Annotated in this window: 17 protein-coding genes and 2 pseudogenes; 11 read left to right on the forward strand and 8 right to left on the reverse strand. The window is 70.6% G+C overall.

The window, feature by feature from the left end:
* Window positions 1–283 precede the first annotated feature (283 nt).
* Window positions 284–949, reverse strand: coding sequence for a nitroreductase (locus ABZS71_RS10790; protein WP_356208868.1), 666 nt, complete (start codon window positions 947–949; stop codon window positions 284–286).
* Between the two features lie 113 nt (window positions 950–1,062).
* On the opposite strand from ABZS71_RS10790, the pseudogene ABZS71_RS10795 reads away from it, so the two are divergent.
* Window positions 1,063–1,197: pseudogene (locus ABZS71_RS10795) on the forward strand (IS5/IS1182 family transposase); the annotation flags it as partial.
* A gap of 18 nt (window positions 1,198–1,215) precedes the next feature.
* Here ABZS71_RS10795 and ABZS71_RS10800 read toward each other — a convergent pair.
* Entirely contained in the window at window positions 1,216–1,557 is a 342-nt protein-coding gene (locus tag ABZS71_RS10800) for a helix-turn-helix domain-containing protein (protein ID WP_356208869.1), read from the reverse strand.
* Between the two features lie 98 nt (window positions 1,558–1,655).
* Here ABZS71_RS10800 and ABZS71_RS10805 point away from each other — a divergent pair.
* Window positions 1,656–1,793: pseudogene (locus ABZS71_RS10805) on the forward strand (oxidoreductase); the annotation flags it as partial.
* A gap of 45 nt (window positions 1,794–1,838) precedes the next feature.
* Window positions 1,839–2,507: a TetR/AcrR family transcriptional regulator gene (locus ABZS71_RS10810; RefSeq protein ID WP_356208871.1), complete on the forward strand. Its 669-nt coding sequence runs from the start codon at window positions 1,839–1,841 to the stop codon at window positions 2,505–2,507.
* 110 nt (window positions 2,508–2,617) lie between these two features.
* On the opposite strand, the gene ABZS71_RS10815 is transcribed toward ABZS71_RS10810, so the two are convergent.
* Both ABZS71_RS10815 and ABZS71_RS10820 read right to left on the reverse strand, forming a co-directional pair.
* Entirely contained in the window at window positions 2,618–3,424 is an 807-nt protein-coding gene (locus ABZS71_RS10815) for an SDR family oxidoreductase (protein WP_356208872.1), read from the reverse strand.
* Complete coding sequence (locus ABZS71_RS10820; protein ID WP_356208873.1) at window positions 3,417–4,034, reverse strand: carboxymuconolactone decarboxylase family protein; 618 nt, start codon at window positions 4,032–4,034, stop codon at window positions 3,417–3,419. Before ABZS71_RS10820 ends, ABZS71_RS10815 begins: the two co-directional genes overlap by 8 nt.
* A gap of 152 nt (window positions 4,035–4,186) precedes the next feature.
* Between ABZS71_RS10820 and ABZS71_RS10825 the strand changes: the two genes are divergently transcribed.
* The 4 genes from ABZS71_RS10825 to ABZS71_RS10840 all read left to right on the forward strand — a co-directional run bounded on the left by ABZS71_RS10825 (window position 4,187) and on the right by ABZS71_RS10840 (window position 8,451).
* Complete coding sequence (locus tag ABZS71_RS10825; RefSeq protein ID WP_356208875.1) at window positions 4,187–4,663, forward strand: DUF3515 domain-containing protein; 477 nt, start codon at window positions 4,187–4,189, stop codon at window positions 4,661–4,663.
* Window positions 4,664–4,748: 85 nt separating this feature from the next.
* A complete protein-coding gene (locus tag ABZS71_RS10830; protein WP_356208876.1) occupies window positions 4,749–5,945 on the forward strand; it encodes an argininosuccinate synthase in 1,197 nt (398 codons plus the stop codon).
* Between the two features lie 84 nt (window positions 5,946–6,029).
* Complete coding sequence (gene argH / locus ABZS71_RS10835) at window positions 6,030–7,460, forward strand: argininosuccinate lyase (protein ID WP_356208877.1); 1,431 nt, start codon at window positions 6,030–6,032, stop codon at window positions 7,458–7,460.
* A 13-nt stretch (window positions 7,461–7,473) separates the two neighbouring features.
* Window positions 7,474–8,451: an aldo/keto reductase gene (locus ABZS71_RS10840; RefSeq protein WP_356208878.1), complete on the forward strand. Its 978-nt coding sequence runs from the start codon at window positions 7,474–7,476 to the stop codon at window positions 8,449–8,451.
* Window positions 8,452–8,619: 168 nt separating this feature from the next.
* On the opposite strand, the gene ABZS71_RS10845 is transcribed toward ABZS71_RS10840, so the two are convergent.
* Window positions 8,620–9,447: an alpha/beta hydrolase gene (locus ABZS71_RS10845; protein WP_356208879.1), complete on the reverse strand. Its 828-nt coding sequence runs from the start codon at window positions 9,445–9,447 to the stop codon at window positions 8,620–8,622.
* Window positions 9,448–9,496: 49 nt separating this feature from the next.
* Window positions 9,497–10,171, reverse strand: coding sequence for a lysophospholipid acyltransferase family protein (locus ABZS71_RS10850; protein WP_356208881.1), 675 nt, complete (start codon window positions 10,169–10,171; stop codon window positions 9,497–9,499).
* 257 nt (window positions 10,172–10,428) lie between these two features.
* On the opposite strand from ABZS71_RS10850, the gene ABZS71_RS10855 reads away from it, so the two are divergent.
* From ABZS71_RS10855 to ABZS71_RS10865, 3 genes are all read left to right on the forward strand, one after another.
* Window positions 10,429–11,598 (forward strand): glycerophosphodiester phosphodiesterase, encoded by a 1,170-nt coding sequence (locus ABZS71_RS10855; protein ID WP_356208882.1) that lies wholly within the window; start codon window positions 10,429–10,431, stop codon window positions 11,596–11,598.
* A gap of 111 nt (window positions 11,599–11,709) precedes the next feature.
* The gene (locus tag ABZS71_RS10860; protein ID WP_356208883.1) at window positions 11,710–12,231 is read left to right on the forward strand and encodes a sigma-70 family RNA polymerase sigma factor; all 522 of its coding nucleotides are present in this window, start codon (window positions 11,710–11,712) and stop codon (window positions 12,229–12,231) included.
* A 120-nt stretch (window positions 12,232–12,351) separates the two neighbouring features.
* Window positions 12,352–12,855: a GNAT family N-acetyltransferase gene (locus ABZS71_RS10865; RefSeq protein ID WP_355859309.1), complete on the forward strand. Its 504-nt coding sequence runs from the start codon at window positions 12,352–12,354 to the stop codon at window positions 12,853–12,855.
* 174 nt (window positions 12,856–13,029) lie between these two features.
* On the opposite strand, the gene ABZS71_RS10870 is transcribed toward ABZS71_RS10865, so the two are convergent.
* Window positions 13,030–13,446, reverse strand: a complete 417-nt coding sequence (locus ABZS71_RS10870; protein WP_355859311.1) for a hypothetical protein — start codon at window positions 13,444–13,446, stop codon at window positions 13,030–13,032.
* Window positions 13,439–13,807 (reverse strand): hypothetical protein, encoded by a 369-nt coding sequence (locus ABZS71_RS10875; protein WP_355859313.1) that lies wholly within the window; start codon window positions 13,805–13,807, stop codon window positions 13,439–13,441. Before ABZS71_RS10875 ends, ABZS71_RS10870 begins: the two co-directional genes overlap by 8 nt.
* Window positions 13,808–13,938: 131 nt before the next feature.
* On the opposite strand from ABZS71_RS10875, the gene ABZS71_RS10880 reads away from it, so the two are divergent.
* Entirely contained in the window at window positions 13,939–14,586 is a 648-nt protein-coding gene (locus ABZS71_RS10880; RefSeq protein ID WP_355859315.1) for an HAD-IA family hydrolase, read from the forward strand.
* The last annotated feature ends 149 nt before the right edge of the window (window positions 14,587–14,735 follow it).

A 14,735-nucleotide genomic window follows, 5' to 3' on the forward strand; every position in this document is an offset into this window, starting at 1 on the left:
GGTTCCGCAACGCCGACAACCAGCGCCTACGCACACGCTGCGTTACCACCCGCCGAGCCCGTGGACACCTCCGCACCGCTCAACTTTGAAGACCCGGTATGGCGGCGTTCCGGCGGTCCTTCGTGTCATCCGGGTCGTATGTCGACGAGAGTCCGCCCGTGTGTCGGCGAGGTGCACCCACTATGAAGTGGCGTTGCAGGACGGTCGATGTGTGCTCTGACAATGCTCGGAACGCGCCCGTTCTGCGTTAGGGCATGTCCTGTGGATCTTGGCCGCCTCGCGATCACAGTCCGATGAAGCTCACTGTTTCCGTCATGTCCGCCCGCCCGGTACGCAGCCGTGGCGCGCCTTCCTTCTCGAATCCCACCGAGACGCCACAGAACAGCACGAGCCTGTCATCGGCTCCGACTGCCTCGCTGACGGTTTTGCGGTACATGGTCCACATCACCTGGGGGCAGCTGTGCAACCCTTCCGCCCTCAGCAACAGCATGACCGTCTGCAAGTACATCCCCGCGTCCCCCCACTGTCCGGGGCCCATCGTCCGGTCGAGGTAGCAGAACAGTACGACGGGCGCCCCGAACGCCTCTGAGTTCAAGGCAGCGATCTTCATGGGTCTGTCGGGGTCGTCGCGCTCGATTCCCAGCGCTTTGTACCGCTGGGCGGCCGCGGCGGAGAAGCGGTCCAGATACGGCGAGGGCAGGTCGGCCGGGTACATCGGATACTCCCGGTCATCACCCGAGTCTCCCGCCAGTGCCCTGGCCGTCGCGCGCCTCTTCAGCTTGGCCAAGGGTTCACCGGACACGACGTATACATGCCACGGCTGGAGGTTCCCGCTCGACGGAGCCCGCATTGCTGCAGCCAGCACTCGTTCGAGTGATTCTTTGGATACCGGCTCATCGCTGAACGCCCGCACGGCCCGCCGACTGTCCACGGCCTCATACACATCCACGTCTTCGCGTCCTCGCTCTCAATCGGCCCCTTTACCGTATTCAGCGGTCAGTGCAGGGGCATCGACCGGCTCTGGACAGCGCCCTGACGATCAGCCCACTCGTTGATAGGACTGTGGGATGCAGAGGTGATCTGACGGGTGCTCAGTGGGAGCGGCTTCGGCCGCTCCTGCCGGTGAGTAACGGACGTTGTGGCAGGTGGCGGGATCACCGGCAGGTGATCAACGGAGTCATGATCTGGCTTCGCTCGTGATCGCCAGGACACTGCCTAGTCCAACGTGGCGGAGGGCGGTGCGGCGGACTGTACGTCGCGAGCCGCGAGTGCCCAGCTGATCTCGACCACGGTGTCCGGTGAGTCAAGGCGGGCCCCGGTCAGTTCCTCGAAGCGCTGGAGCCGGTAACGCAGGGTGTTGACGTGGACGTGCAGGCGCTCGGCCGTGGCGCCGATGTGCCGGCCCAGTGCGAAATAGGCCCGTACGGACTCCTCGATGAGCCCGACGAACTCACCCTCCGCGGCCAGCGGCCGGAGGTGTCGGTCGAGGAGCAGCTCGGAGAGTTCGGGTTCCGAGGCGACGACCACTCGCCAGGACAGGTCCCCCAGGTCGTACACGCCGCGCAGCCCGTACGCACCGGCCGCGTCGAGAAGACGGCCCGCGGTCCGGAACGGACGATGGACCTGCCCCAGCGCCGTCGGCGGGCAGCGGCTGGGACGTCGGGGAGGCGGTCGCCTTTCTGGCCGGCCGACGTGCCGCGTGGATCACCGGAGTGGTGCTGCCGGTCGATGCGGGTGCCACGGCGGGCCGCCGTGAGTTCTCGCCGAACCTGATGTCCCCGACAGGACGCTGACTCCCGCCCGTCCTCCGGCCGCTCGGATGGCATACTGACCTCGCCATGAGCGAATCCACCGCGGCGGCCGGGCGCCGTCCGACCAGGCGTGATGACCAGCGGGAGGCCTCCCGGCGCAGGCTTTTGGACGCGGCGCTGGAGATCCTCGCGGAAGAGGGCTACCGGGGGCTCACGGTCAAGGAGGTCGGGGACCGCGCCGGAGTCAGCCGAGGGATGGTCAACTACCACTTCACGTCCAAGGCCGGGCTTGTGGAAGCCGTGGTCACCGACATCCGCGAGGGGTTCATCGACCGGCTCCGGGCGCTGCCCGGGTACGACCGGATGAGCGGGCTCGAGGCCGTACTGGCCAAAGTCGACCAGTTCTTCGTACGCCTGGCGGAGCCCGCGCCGGGGGTACGGGCGCGGGCTCTGCTGGTGCTCCTCGTCGAGGCGCTCGGCAGCCCCGGCGATTCCGGCGGAATGCAGAGCAGGATGGCGGGACATCTCAACCTCGTCCGCACCGCCGTCGAGGACGACATCCGCCGGGGCATCGCGGACGGAAGCGTCCGCCCGGATGTCGATGTCGTCGCGCAGGCGTTCCTTGTGGAGAGCATCGCTCGCGGGGTACTGCTCCAGTACCAACTGGACCCGGCGCGAACCCTTCTGGCGGAAATCGGGCGTGCCGCCCACCGGACGCTCGTCCTCGGGCTGGCGGCGGAGCCGGACGCCGGCTGAGCGGACGTGGCGGGCCCGCACCGCGGGACGGGGCGGACTCGCACCGCGGGATGGGCCCGCACCGCGGGACGGGGCGGGCCGAGCGGGCATCGGTGGCCTGGTACCGCCGGTCAGACCGCGTTGAGCCCGCCGTCCACCACCAGGCTCTGGCCCGTGATGTAGGAAGCGCGATCGGAGAGCAGGAACGTCACGGCCTCCGCCACCTCCCACGCGGTGCCCTGACGCCCGAGCGGGATCCGCTCGAACGAGGCTGTCCGAGAGGCCCGCTTGGCCGACGCCTGGCGGCCCATCGGTGTGTCGATCAGCCCGGGGACGACGAGGTTGGCGCGTATCCCACGGGCCGCCCCCTCCTTCGCGACATGGCGGACGAGGCCGAACAGTCCGGCCTTGGAACTGTCGTAGGCGGGGGAGTTGGTGGCGGCACGCAGCCCGGCCGTGGACCCGATGAAGACGATCGAGCCTCCGTCGGCCAGCGCCGGAAGCCCGTACTTGGCGGCCAGAAACGGAGCCCGCAGATTGAGAGAGAGAACCCGGTCCCAGTCCTCGGGGGAGGAACCCTCCAAACCGGCGCCGAGGCCGACGCCGACGTTGACCACGAGCCCGTCGAGTCCGCCCAGCGCGTGGGCCGCTTCGTGGACGACCGCGGCCGACTGCTCCGCGTCCGTGGCATCACCCACCACCGCGATGCCCTTGACGCCTTCGGCGGAGACCAGTCCGGCCGTCACACCGGCAGCCTGGGCCGCCACATCGGCGCAGGCCACGCTCCCGCCCTCCCGAGCGGTGAGCACCGCGATGGCCCGGCCGTTTCCGACGGGCGACTCGGGGTCGTCGTCGGGACGGGTTCCCGCGCCGATCACCAGTACCTTACGGCCGTCCAGCCGCCGGGCCGCGGAGTCGGCCCCCCGCTTCTCAGCCATGCTTCGGAGTTCCTTTCGCGAACCCGGTGGCGTCGAAGCCCGGGTCCAGTTCCACGCCGACGCTGTTCAGGAAGAACGCCACCATGTGGTATTGCCCCACCAGCATGGTGATCTCTATCAGGTCCGCTTCGCCGAAGTGCTCGGCGAGAGCCTCCCAGGTGGTGTCGGACAGCCGGGCGTCGCCGTGCAGTTCGTCGGCCGCCCGGATCAGATGCCGGTCGACGTCCGTCCACCCGGGGGCGTCCGGGCCCTGGGGGACGCGTTCGATGTCGGCGTCCGTGAGGCCCGCGGCCTTGGCCAGCGGGAGGTGGCGTCCCCACTCGTACGAGGCGCCGGTGTTGTGCGAGGTGCGCAGGATCAGCAGCTCGCGGACCCTTCCCGGCAGCCGGCCCTTCCGGAGCAGTTGGAGCCCGAAGGGCATGAACGCGTTATACAGCTCGGGATGGCGGGCCAGGGTGGTGAAGACGTTGCCCACCCGCCCCCGGGGATCGCGCGGAGCGTCGGCGAGCAGCTCGCCCGTCCTCGCATCCCAGTCGTCCTCGGACAGCGGCTGGAGCCGGGGGCGGCCGCCGCTGGTGTCGCTGTGCGGTACCTGATCGTTCTCGGGCATGAAGACCTCCTGACGCCACGATAGGAATTGGCTGAACGCTCGGCAAGTGAATGGGGGAGGCAATTCTTCATGAACGTCACTCACGGACCGCACGTCGAAGGCCCGCGGACCCGGGGCGGTCTCGGGGAGAAGCCGCCTTATAGCTTCCTCGCATGACTCCTCGCCGCCGTCCCGCGTTACGCGCCGCGTCGCTCACCCCTCTCCTGCTCCTCGCCGCCACGGCTTGCTCCTCTTCCGGCGACGCGGTGGAGGTAGTACCTCCCGCGCCGGATGCGGCGGCGGCCCGCATCTGTGATGCGCTGCTCGACGAGGTTCCCGACTCCGTGGCCGGTCTCGAACGCCGAGAGACGGAGCCCGCCTCGCGCTTCACCACGGCCTGGGGAGATCCCGCCGTCGTGCTCCGCTGCGGCGTGGTGCGGCCCGAGGAGATGAACAACCCCAGGGCGCCGGGGGCGCGGCTCGGCGGGGTGGACTGGATGCTGGAGGGTCCGCGGGACGGGCGCTACCGATGCACCACCGCGCTCCGGAAGGTCTACGTCGAGGTGACCATTCCGGGGAAGTACGGCGATGTCCAGGCCCTTGAGGACCTGGCCCCCGCGATCAGGAAGACGGTGCCCGCCGGGGTGTGAGGCTCGCTCCACCTGCCGCGTTGACGAAACATACGGTGCAGTGCATACTTATACCAGTCAGTGCATGGACCGTAAGGAGAAACCCGTGACCGAGCGCGTCGTACTCGCCTACTCGGGCGGCCTGGACACCTCCGTCGCGATCGGCTGGATCGCGGAGGAGACGGGCGCCGAGGTCATCGCCGTTGCCGTGGATGTCGGCCAGGGCGGCGAGGACCTGGACGTGATTCGCAAGCGCGCGCTCGCCTGCGGGGCCGTGGAGGCGGAGGTCGCGGACGCGAAGGACGAGTTCGCGGACGAGTACTGCCTTCCGGCGATCAAGGCCAACGCACTGTACATGGACCGCTACCCACTGGTGTCGGCGCTCTCGCGGCCGACGATCGTGAAGCACCTGGTCGCCGCCGCCAGGAAGCACGGGGCCACGACGGTCGCGCACGGCTGCACCGGCAAGGGGAACGATCAGGTGCGGTTCGAGGCGGGGATCTCCTCGCTCGCACCCGACCTGAAGTGCATCGCGCCGGTCCGGGACTACGCGATGACGCGGGACAAGGCCATCGCGTTCTGCGAGGCGAAGAGCCTGCCGATCGCGACCACCAAGAAGTCGCCGTACTCGATCGACCAGAACGTCTTCGGGCGGGCCGTGGAGACCGGCTTCCTGGAGGACATCTGGAACGGGCCGATCGAGGACGTGTACGAGTACACCTCCAACCCGGCCACCCCCCGGGACGCCGATGAGGTGATCATCACCTTCAAGCAGGGCGTTCCGGTGGCGGTCGACGGTCAGCCGGTGACCGTGCTGCAGGCCGTCCAGCAGCTCAACGAGCGGGCCGGCGCGCAGGGCGTCGGGCGGATCGACATGGTCGAGGACCGGCTCGTCGGGATCAAGTCCCGGGAGATCTACGAGGCACCGGGCGCCATCGCGCTGATCACCGCCCACCAGGAGCTGGAGAGCGTCACGGTCGAGCGCGAGCTGGCCCGCTACAAGCGGCAGGTCGAGCAGCGCTGGGGCGAGCTGGTCTACGACGGTCTGTGGTTCTCGCCGCTCAAGCGCGCGCTGGACGGCTTCATCGCCGAGGCGAACGAGCAGGTCTCCGGTGAGATCCGGATGACGCTGCACGGCGGCCGGGCCGTCGTCACCGGGCGGAAGTCGGAGCAGTCGCTGTACGACTTCAACCTGGCGACCTACGACACCGGCGACACCTTCGACCAGTCGCTGTCGAAGGGCTTCATCGAGATCTTCGGCATGTCCAGCAAGATCGCCGCCAAGCGGGATCTCCAGCAGTAGCCTGCGGGGCAGACGTAACGAAGCCGCCTCCCCGCCATGCGGCGGGGAGGCGGTCGCACACCCACAGCCTTGAGGAGCAACAGCGTGAGCAACGGCAACAGCGGTGACGTCCGGCTCTGGGGCGGCCGCTTCGCCGACGGGCCGTCCGAGGCACTGGAGAAGCTGAGCGCCTCCGTGCACTTCGACTGGCGCCTGGCGCCGTACGACATCGCCGGGTCCCGTGCCCACGCCCGGGTGCTCCACACCGCCGGGCTGCTCACGGCCGATGAGCTGGAGCGGATGCTGGCGGGGCTGGACCAACTGGAGGCCGATGTGGCCTCCGGCGCGTTCACCGGCACCATCGCCGACGAGGATGTGCACACCGCCCTGGAGCGCGGGCTGCTGGAGCGGCTCGGCCCGGACCTCGGCGGCAAGCTGCGGGCCGGCCGGTCCCGGAACGACCAGATCGCCACCCTCTTCCGGATGTATCTGCGCGACCACGCCCGGATCATCGGCGGGCTGATCGCCGACCTCCAGGAGGCGCTGGTGGGGCTCGCGGAGGCGCATCCGGATGTCGCGATGCCCGGCCGTACGCATCTGCAGCACGCCCAGCCGGTGCTCTTCGCGCACCATGTCCTCGCCCATGTCCAGGCGCTGTCCCGGGACGCGGAGCGGCTGCGGCAGTGGGACGAGCGGACGGCCGTCTCGCCGTACGGCTCGGGCGCGCTGGCCGGGTCCTCGCTGGGGCTCGACCCGGAGGCGGTCGCCGCCGACCTCGGCTTCGAGCGGGGCTCGTCCGCCAACTCGCTCGACGGCACGGCCTCCCGTGACTTCGTCGCCGAGTTCGCGTTCATCACCGCGATGATCGGCATCGATCTCTCCCGCATCGCGGAGGAGATCATCATCTGGAACACGAAGGAGTTCTCCTTCGTGACCCTCCACGACGCCTTCTCCACCGGGTCGTCGATCATGCCGCAGAAGAAGAACCCGGACATCGCCGAGCTCGCGCGCGGCAAGTCCGGCCGGCTCATCGGCAACCTCACCGGGCTGCTGGCCACCCTGAAGGCGCTGCCGCTCGCGTACAACCGCGACCTCCAGGAGGACAAGGAGCCGGTCTTCGACTCCTGCGACCAGCTGGAGGTGCTGCTTCCGGCCTTCACCGGCATGATGGCGACGCTGACCGTCAACCGTGAGCGCATGGAGGAGCTGGCCCCGGCCGGGTTCTCGCTCGCCACCGACATCGCGGAGTGGCTGGTCCGGCAGGGCGTGCCGTTCCGGGTGGCGCACGAGGTCGCGGGCGAGTGCGTCAAGGAGTGCGAGCGGACGGGCATCGAGCTGGACCAGCTGACCGATGAGCAGTTCGCGAAGATCTCCCCGCATCTGACCCCCGAGGTCCGTGGCGTCCTCAATGTGCCGGGCGCGCTCGCCTCCCGCAACGGCCGCGGCGGCACCGCCCCCTCGGCGGTGGCCGCCCAGCTCGCCGAGGTCAAGGCCGATCTGGCCGCCCAGTACGAGTGGGCCAACGCCAAGAGCTGAGAGCAGGTACGACATGGGTTTCGCGCGCCTCGCGCAGAGCACCACCCCCGCGGCCAGGATCGGGCTCGGCCTGGCCGCGGTCGGCCGCCCCGGCTACATCACGCTCGGCCGGGACAAGGACCTCCCGGCCGAGCGCACCGTGGAGGCGATGCGGCAGCGCAGCCATGAGCTGCTGGACGCCGCGTACGCGCACGGCGTGCGCTATCTGGACGCGGCGCGCTCGTACGGCCGGGCGGAGGAGTTCCTCGCCGACTGGCTGCGGGAGCGGCCGGACGCCCGGGATGCGGTGGTCGGCAGCAAATGGGGCTACACCTACGTCGCGGACTGGCGTACGGACGCCGAGACGCACGAGGTCAAGGACCATGGCGTCACGACGTACGAGCGGCAGCGCGGGCTGACCGACGCGCTGCTCGGCGACCGGCTGGACCTCTACCAGATCCACTCGGTGACCCCCGACAGCCCGGCCCTCACCGACCGCGCGCTCCACGAGCGGCTGGCGCGGCTCGCGGCCGAGGGCGTGACGGTCGGCATCTCCACCAGCGGGCCCCGCCAGGCCGAGGCGATCCGTGCCGCGCTCGGCGTCGAGGTCGACGGCCGGCCGCTCTTCCGCACCTTCCAGACCACCTACAACCTGCTGGAGCCCTCGGCCGGGGCGGCGCTCGCCGAGGCCCATGAGGCGGGGCGGGCGGTCATCGTCAAGGAGGCGGTGGCCAACGGACGGCTCACCGCGGCCGACCAGCAGCCGCCGCCCGCGCTGCGCCGGGTCGCCGAGGAGACGGGCGCCACCGTGGACGCGGTCGCTCTCGCCGCCGTCCTCCATCGGCCGTGGGTGAGCGTCGTGCTCTCCGGCGCGGCCACCACCGACCAGCTGCGCTCCAACCTCGCCGCAGCCGGGCTGCGTCTGGACGAGCGCCGGCTGGCCCTGCTCGGGGAGGTGTCCGAGCCGCCGGAGACCTACTGGCGGCACCGGGCCCAGCTCCCCTGGTGCTGACGGCTCAGGGCCGACGGAGCCCTGGCCCCTCGGTCCCCCGGCGCTTGCCCCCGGCCCGGCGGCACATTCCGGCGGCGGTCAGGCATGGGCTCACATCAGTCCCATCCAGCCCGGCCGGCGATTGAGGCCACGCCCGGAGGGCGCGCCGGGGGACGGGGAGACGCGGAACTACAGCGCACCCAGGAACGTACCGACCGCCCGCGCAAACTCCCGAGGGGCGTCGTCGTGGATCCAGTGTCCGCAGCCCGCGAACTCCCGCAGCGTGGTGTTCGGCCGGCGGGTCGCCATCTCGTGGGCGTGGCCGGGCGGCAGCAGCGGGCTGTGCTCACCGCGCATCAGCAGAGCGGGGCAGGAGGAGCCCAGCCAGTCGTCCCAGAAGTCCCCGCACATCGCGTGCTGGGACGCCATCATGTGGGACGGTTCGAACAGCAGTCGCCAGCCGCCCGCTTGGCGGTCCGGCTCGGCGCTGTCCAGGAAGTACGAGGCGTCGGGGATGCCCCGGGACTCGATCTCCGTGCGCAGCCGCTCCCGGTCGACCGCCCAGGTCGGCCAGGAGGAGACATCGAGCACGGGGTGGTTGACCACCGGGCGGTCCGTGACGGCGCCGATGTCCTCGATGACCAGCGCGCCGACCAGCTCCGGGTGACGGGCGGCGAGCGCGTACGCGCCGACCCCGCCGGTGGAGTGGGCGACGACCGGGACCGGCCCCAGACGCAGCTCGCGCAGCAGGGCGGCGGCGTCGGCCACGTACTCGTCCAGGGTGAAGGGCCCGCCGCCCCCGGTCAGCCCGTGCCCCCGCTGATCGAGGGCGATCACGCGCCGGGCGGGGGCGAGGGCGGCGGCCAGGGGCGCGTACATCCGGCCCCGGCCGAAGTGGCCGTGGAGGGTGAGAACCGGGGTGCCGGGCCCGCCGAAGTCGGTGAGGGCGAACCGCCGACCCCGCAGGGAGACGAAGTCGGGGGAGGGCACGGTCGTCGTGGTCACTCGCCGCACCATAGTGGCTGGATCCGCTGGTGACCAGCGGGTAGCAACGCCTGCCGGGACGTCAGGCGGCGGCCTTCGCCTTGGTGGCGTACATGTCCACGTACTCCTGGCCGGAGAGGCGCATGACCTCGCTCATCACCTCGTCGGTCACCGCCCGCAGCACATAGCGGTCGCGGTCCATGCCCTCGTAGCGGGTGAACTCCAGCGGCTCGCCGAAGCGGACCCGCACCCGGCCCGGCCGGGGCAGCCCCTTGCCGCCCGGCTGGATCCGGTCGGTGCCGATCATCGCGAACGGCACCACGGGGGCGCCGGTCATCAGCGCGAGCCGGGCGATACCGGTGCGGCCGCGGTAGAGCCGGCCGTCGGGGGAGCGGGTGCCCTCGGGGTAAATGCCGAAGACCTTGCCCTCTTCGAGCACCCGGCGGCCGGTCATGAGCGCGGCGACCCCGCCGCGCGCGCCGTCCCGGTCCACCGGGATCATGCCGACGCCGATGAAGAACCAGGCCATCAACCGGCCCTTGAGCCCCTTGCCCGTCACATACTCGTCCTTGCCGATGAAGAAGACCTGACGGTCACAGACCAGCGGGAGGATCATCGAGTCGATGAAGGTGAGATGGTTCCCGGCGAGGATCACCGGGCCCGAGCCCGGAATGCCCTCGGCCCCCTCGACCCGTGGGCGGAACATCAGGCGCATCAGCGGAGCGAGTACTGCCTTCAGAAACGCGAATCGGGACAACGGGCCCTCCGGTCGGGGTCAGGTCTGGAGCGTCCGGCGTACGGTCAATACCCCGCACCGCACACTTGCGCCGATGAGGACGATACTCGCCGGTTCCGCCCCGGCGCACACCGGGTTCACCCACCTGGTACGCGGTGTTGATATGCGTTTCCCCCGCGTTTCGTCCGACGTCTCCCGTACGAAAGGGGCTCGCGCCTACCATCAGCCCGTCCTCTGACAGGTTTTGACAGATGTTGACCACAGAGCGAGGAGTGCTCATGGAGCGGGAGCAACAGCCCGGGCGGCGCGCCCTGCTGGGGGCCGCGGCCCTCGGCGCGGGAGCGATGGCGCTGGGCGGGGCCGGCACGGCGGCGGCCGCGGGTTCGGGCACGGCCGCGGGCGCGGCCGGCGGGACGTCCGGCCGGGGCCATGAGCTGCCGGTGCCCACCGTGATCGGCCACCGTGGCGCCAGCGGCTACCGGCCCGAGCACACCCTCGGCTCGTACCAGCTCGCACTGGACATGGGTGCGGACATCATCGAGCAGGACCTCGTCCCCACCAAGGACGGCCATCTGGTCTGCCGCCACGAGAACGACATCACGGCCACCACGGATGTCTCCGCGCACCCGGAGTTCGCCGACCGCAAGACCACCAAGACGGTCGACGGCACCAAGCTGACCGGCTGGTTCACCGAGGACTTCACGCTCGCCGAGCTGAAGACGCTGCGCGCCAAGGAGCGCATTCCGGGCACCCGCCAGCGCAACACCCTCTACGACGGGCGCTGGGAGGTGCCCACGTTCGAAGAGGTGCTCCAGTGGGCCGAGCGCGAGGGCCGCAAGCGGGGCCGCCGGGTCTGGCTGTACGTCGAGACCAAGCACCCCACCTACTTCCGCAAGCTCGGGCTCGGGCTCGAGGAGCCGGTGGCCAAGATCCTCCGTAAGTACGGCCGCCATAAGAAGGACTCGGCGCTCTTCCTCCAGTCCTTCGAGCCGAGCAGCATCCAGCGGCTGCGCAAGCTGGTCGCCACCCCGGCGGTCGTGCTGCTGTCCACCCTCAACAGCCGGCCCTATGACTTCGTCGAGGCGAACGACCCCCGCACGGTCGCGGACCTCGTCAAGCCCGAGGGGCTGAAGTGGATCGCGAGCTTCGCCCAGGGCATCGGCCCCGATCTGTCGGTGATCATCCCGCGGACCCCCGACGGCAAGCTCGGGACGCCGACCACTGTGGTCAAGGACGCGCATGCGGCGGGGCTCGTCCTCCACCCGTACACCATGCGCAACGAGAACACCTTCCTGCCGGCCGACTTCCGCCGCGGCACCGATCCCAATGCCTACGGTGACGCCTTCGGTGCGTTCAAGGCGTACTTCGCGACCGGAATTGACGGAATCTTCTCCGACAACGCGGACACCGCCCTCCTCGCACGGGAGGACTTCCTCAAGGGCCAGTGAGTCCGGGCTGCCGGGACGACGCCTGTCAAGGTCCGTCCCGGCGGCTACCCGGTCGGGTGAGAGACCGCGGGACGGGCAACCGCCCCGCGGCCCGGCCTCGTCCCGCCCGGCATGGACCTTGTGAAGCAACTGGGCCCGCTGCTGGCCGCCGAGGCGGCGGCCGAGGCGCACGGCGTGGGCGTCGAACCCGCCGAACTCGAACAGGCGGTCTGGTTACGGCTGCTCGAACGCACCCGCGACACCGGCCCGCCGCCCCACCCCGCCCGCTGGCTGCGCGGCGCCGTACGGGCCGAGGTGCGCGGGGCCAGGCGGCGGGCGCGCCGCGAGGTGCCGTACGACCCGGTGGGCGACGGCCCGCCCAGCGGACCCGAGCCCCGCCCCGCCGAGCACGCGGTGCTCATCGCCGAGACCTGCCGGACGCTGCGCGCCGCGGTGCGCCGGCTGCCGGGGCGCTGCCCCCGGCTGCTGGGGGCGATGCTCTCCCGCACCGACCCGACCTACCGCGAGATTGCAGGTGAGTTGGGTATCTCACAGGGCAGTCTTGGCCCGGTACGTTCCCGATGTCTGGGTTGCCTGCGCAGAATGCTCACGGCGGAGATTGCGGCTCCTGAACAGTGGGGAAAGGAGCGTTAGACAATCGGCGCCTCGGAGGCGGCCGCGGACCACGCGACCACTCCACCCAGGCCATGAACCCCGGTCGCCCCCTTACCCTCGACGCGACCGGTGGACCGAGAAAAGGGGAGGCATGCGCACATGGGCATGAGCGTGACCATCTCCGCGGCGACCGCGGACGACGCCGAGCAGATCCTCAAGCTGCAGTATCTGTGCTATCAGGGCGAGGCCGAGCTCTACGGGGACTACTCGATCGAACCGCTGACGCAGTCGCTCGACGACCTGCGCGCCGAGCTGGGCGAGGGCTGCGTGCTCGTGGCCCGGCTCGGCGAGGAGGTCGTCGGCTCGGTCCGCGGCATCGTCGACGAGAAGGGCACCGCCGCGATCGCCAAGCTGATCGTGCACCCGCGGATGCAGCGGCACGGTCTGGGCGGGCGGCTGCTCGCGGCGATCGAGGAGCGGCTGACGGAGGAGCGGGACGCCAAGCGGTACCGGCTGTTCACCGGCCATCGCAGCGAGGGCAATCTGCGGCTGTACCGCAAGTACGGCTACGCCCAGGTCGGCACGGAAGAGGTCAACCGCAGGCTGTCCCTGGTCACGCTGGAGAAGGACGCGAGCGCGACGGCGTACGCGGCCAGCGCGTAGGCCGTGGTCTGACGAGGTCAATCGCCGGACGGGGTTTTCCAGCCCGTCCGGCGGTTGAGGACACGCCCGGAGGGCGTGCGGGGGTCCGGGGTGCCCCACGGGGCGGAGCCGCATATCGACGCTGCGGGAAGAGGCGGGGTGGGTGAGGCGCCGCCACCACAGCCGCCCGGGCGGTCAGCCCCGTCGGGACCGGCGCAGCCAGATCAGGCCGGTGACCGGCAGGAAGATCGGGATGAAGAGATAGCCCATGCCGTAGTCCGACCACACGGTCTGGTCGGGGAAGGCGGACGGCTCCAGCAGCGTCCAGGTGCCGATCGTCAGCACGCCCAGCAGCTCCGCCGCGCAGCACACCATCGCCGCCTTGCGCGCGCCCTCGCCGCCGCGTACCAGCGAGACCGTGATGAAGGCGTAGACCACGGCGGAGACCGCCGAGAGGATGTAGGCGAGCGGCGCCTCGTGGTACTGGGCGATCAGCTGGTAGACCGAGCGGGACGCGGCCGCGACGGTGAACACCCCGTAGAGCATCACCAGCAGCCGCCCCGGCCCCTGGCCGAGCCCGGTGCGCGAAGCCGATTCCGTGGACTCAACCACTGGTGCCTCCCCAGATGTCGTACAGCCGCACTTCGAGCACGGCCAGCACCACGGCCGCCGCGGCGACCGTCGCCGACCCCCAACGGGTCCGCTCGGCCAGCGACATGAACGCCGCGATCGGCACCGCGAGCGCGGAACCGATCAGATACGCCACAAAGATCGCCACACCCTGCTCGGGGTTGTCCCCGCCCGCCAGCCGCACGATCCCTATGACCAACTGCGCGATCGCCAGCAGGGCCACCACGGCCATGCCGATGAAGTGCCAGTCCTTGGTGGGCTGGTCGCGGTAGGCGGCGAAACCGCACCACGCGGCGAGCAGGAGCGCGGTCACACCGAGCGCGACCGTCAGCGCGTCGATCAACGGAACCTCCGCGCGGCGCGGCGGCGCATACGGGGGCGGCGCACACAGGGGGTGACAAGCATGAGACGACTGTAATCGGCCCGAATGACCGCGTTGCGATCGGCCCCGCCACCCCACGTACGCTGCGCGTTATGAAGATCTCCGCTGACGTGCTGCTGTTCGACAACGACGGAACCCTTGTCTCCTCCATGGAGTCGGTCCTGCGCTGCTGGACCCAATGGGCCGGGGAGTACGGCATCACCGCGGAGGACTTCGCCCGGGTCGAGCTGCACGGCCGCCCCGCCAACGACATCATCGGCGATCTGCTTCCCGCCGACCGGGTCGCGGAGGCCCGGGCGCGCATCGACGAGCTGGAGGTCGAGGACGTACCGGGCGGGGTGAAGCTGCTCCCCGGCACGGCCGAGCTGCTGGCGTCGCTGCCCGCCGGGCGCTGGGCCGTGGTGACCTCCGCCAATCGCAAGCTGGCCGAGGCCCGCCTGGCCGAGGTGGACATACGCCCGCGGATGCTGATCACCGCGGACGACATCACCCGGGGCAAGCCGGACCCCGAGCCGTTTCTGCTGGCCGCCGAGCGGCTGGGGGTCGACCCGGCCCGCTGTGTCGTCTTCGAGGACGCCCCGGCAGGGCTGGCGGCGGCCCGCGCGGCCGGAATGCGGACCGTGGCGTTGACCACAACGACCACCCGGGACGACCTGATCGCCGATGTCGTGGTCGAGGACCTGTCGGCCGTGTCGGCACAGGCCGTCGACGGGGGAGTGGAGATCATCGCGGGGATCTGAGCCGCCCGCCCGCGACCGTCCACGGACCGATCAACCCTGTCCGCGTGCGGACAGGGTTGATCGGTCCGTGGTGGTGTCTGGTTTACTTGCAGCCATGACCACGACGAGCTGCCGCATCCCTGCGACCGAGGCGATCCAGACGCCCGGTG

This window comes from Streptomyces sp. NPDC005393, from assembly GCF_040606675.1.
In the GTDB taxonomy this organism is placed as follows: Bacteria; Actinomycetota; Actinomycetes; order Streptomycetales; family Streptomycetaceae; genus Streptomyces.